Here is a 2,228-nt window from a genome sequence, read left to right as displayed (position 1 = left end):
GTCGAGCGGGACGCCGAGCTCGTACGCCAGTTGATCGACGAGACCCGAGCCCTTCGCATGCATGTCCTCACCTCCATGGAAAACGAGGTCGTGACTGTCCCCCACGAGCACGATCGGGCTCGCCGGATCGGGCTCGACCGGTGTCTCGGGCGGACCCGGATTCTCGATGCGTCGCAGTCGGAGCTCCTCGCGCGCGAGCGTTTCGTCTCCGAGCATCCGGCGCAGGTCGCCTTCGATAACGGTCGAGTGCCACTCGAAAGAGAAACTCCGGGTGTCGAGCGCGTCGAGCCAGGGCCGATTCCGTACGATCTCGGCGATCGCCTCGGCCGCCCGCACGACTCCCACTCCCGACCAGTGAGTATCCTGTCGGCAGTAGAGAGGGCCGTCGGGGTGAGCCCGATCCTCCAGAAACGTCGGCAGGAGGTCGACGACGGTCAGACCCTCGCGGCGGAGGAGGTCGTAGAACTCCTGATGGAATGGATCCAGTCGCGGAAGGGGATTTGGCAGCTCGACCGTCGAAGAAAGCGGGTCGGGATAAACGAGGCTCTTGGGCGGCACCGGTACGAGAATGAGCTCGACGCCGATCGCCTCGAGCTGCTTCGCGAAATCGAGGATGGCGGGAAGAGGGTCGGCCTGATCCGGGCGACGCGCGCGGCTGACCGCGGCGGCGTCCGCCCCCCAGAACCGGCCCACACCGACGTGGCGCAGCTCGGGACCGAAGAAGATCCAGCCATCCTGGCCTCGAACCGCCGTGGCACCCCTCTGTTCCGCGTCACTCGCGACAGTCGCGTACTCCCGCATCAACCGGCCGGCCAGCTCGTCGGGTGTTTCGACGCCGCAGGCGAGTCCCGAAGCGAGAACGGCGAGAGCGCACCTCGTTAGTCGTGACATTATCGGAGTTCTCGATGCCGTGGCGGGACCTGTAATCGACCGGCCGCCACGGCTCGGCTGCTTACGGCGCGGCAGGCACGCCGGGCTCGCTCCGCTCGCGCAGGGTGGGCTGAATTCTTTGATCACCCCTGCTAATTTACCGGTTCGCCCCACCACGCCGCCGCCAATCGTATCGATTCATCGGGAAGCTCCGCTCGGTTGATGCGGTCGAGCTCATCGGCAACTTCGAACCACGGCGTCAGCCGCAGCTGGACGGACTGGCCCGCACGGTAGCGAGCCGCAGGCGTGAGGAAGTTGTCCCGCATGCTCCACATGAAGACGAGCGCCTCGCTCGAGGTCACGGCGGAATCTTCGGTCTCCAGGTCGACGAGGTGCAGGGCGATGATGTGATCCTTGTACGGCACGCTGCCGGGCCGGGGTGCGGGTGCGAGATCGGCAACGACCCCACGGACGACGATCGGCACGCCGCCGGCGGGCGCGAGAAACGTCTCGATCGCGGCCGGGGGCTCGCCGAGGTCCAGAAGCTTCCAGTCGCCCTGGGAGAGCTCGCGCTCGGCGAACTGGTAAACGACCACGCGCTTGCCATCGAGCCGGTCACGTCCGCGGCGCAGCTCATCGGCGAGCATCTGGCGGGATGCGAAGGCCCCGTCGTCGTTCCGGGCGAGCCGGTCCAGAGGTCTCTGCATCACGTAGCTCAACTGCTCCACCAGACCCCCGCTTTCACCCCATCCCATGGGGCCCAAGGAGAATACGTTGCTGAAGCTGTCGCCGAGAACCAGAACGTCGGCCGAGGCGTCGGGACGCCAGGATTCCCCCGTTGCCGTTTCGATCGTGCGGACCGAGACCCGCTCCTTCGGATAATGGCTCTCGGGTCGAGGCAGGTCGAGGAGCTCGGCCGTGTCGCCCGTGTTCGACACGACCGTCTCACGCGCCCGATAGTCGGCGGACGGGAGACTCGGCAGTTCCACGTGCTCGTCGACGAAGGTGGCAAGCCGCGAGGCCAGCGCCTCCACCGTCTCGGGACGCCAGTGCGTGTCGGTACCGAGGTAGAGCGGAATGCCCGTCTCGACTTTGATCTCGAGCATCACCGGCAAAGGGTCGAAGACGAGAATGCCGGTCTCTCGCATCTCGCGGAGAAAGCGCTCGCGAGATGGGTTGACCACTCCTCGCTCGAAGCCGGAGCCGCGCGCGAGATGCTCTGGGTGCACCGTCGGCTTGACCGGAGTCGGGACGACGACGAGAGTGATGTTCCTGAGAGCAAGCTCATCGGCAAAGTCACGAAGAGCGACGCGCGGATCGGGCTGCGGGGGCTCCGTGAGCGTGTCGCCCGTCGCCGC

Annotated in this window: 2 protein-coding genes; both read right to left on the bottom strand. The window is 66.6% G+C overall.

The annotated features are described in order from the left end of the window. Window positions 1-891, bottom strand: an 891-nt coding sequence (locus VEK15_16610; GenBank protein HXV62325.1) for a hypothetical protein, incomplete at its 3' end; no start/stop codon positions are given. Window positions 892-1,022: 131 nt separating this feature from the next. Continuing rightward, window positions 1,023-2,228 (bottom strand): hypothetical protein (locus VEK15_16605; protein HXV62324.1); only part of this gene is annotated, 1,206 nt, incomplete at its 5' end.

Source organism: Vicinamibacteria bacterium, assembly GCA_035620555.1.
In the GTDB taxonomy this organism is placed as follows: domain Bacteria; phylum Acidobacteriota; class Vicinamibacteria; order Marinacidobacterales; family SMYC01; genus DASPGQ01.
The sequence above is the reverse complement of the archived record's forward strand: the minus strand, read 5'-3'. Positions and strand labels throughout refer to the sequence as shown.